The following is a 436-nucleotide window of genomic DNA, read 5'->3' on the forward strand; positions in this document are numbered from 1 at the left end:
CTTTTACAAGTGCAAACATTCCGATTACGGTGGCAAATTATTCAGGAACACAAATTGATATCAATGTTTCTGTAACAGGTGGTACTGCTGAAGTAGGTGACTATACATTTACATCACCAACTGCATTATCATTTACTGGAAATGGTACTCAAAACATTACGGTTGATATCAATGATGATGCTGATACTGATAATGAATCTATCATTTTTACCATTACTGAAACTAGCACTGTAACAGGTTTGATTATTTCACAAAGTACTCATACTTTAACAATTGTGGATGATGAAGCTCCAGCTGGCCCTACAGCAGGAACTGTATTCATCACTGAAGTACTTGATTCAGATAATGGTTTTAATAACGATTATATGGAGTTATATAATAACTCAAACGTAGCTTTAAGTTTAAATAACAGTAAATTATTAAGATTAAGTGCTGC

General features: G+C 33.3%; 1 protein-coding gene. It reads left to right on the plus strand.

Features of this window, described 5'->3' with window-relative positions:
- On the plus strand, positions 1 to 436 hold a 436-nt coding region (locus tag IU405_RS03390), incomplete at both ends, for a hypothetical protein (RefSeq protein ID WP_197437208.1).

The sequence above is a fragment of the Polaribacter sp. BAL334 genome (assembly GCF_015767435.1).
Classification (GTDB): Bacteria; Bacteroidota; Bacteroidia; order Flavobacteriales; family Flavobacteriaceae; genus Polaribacter.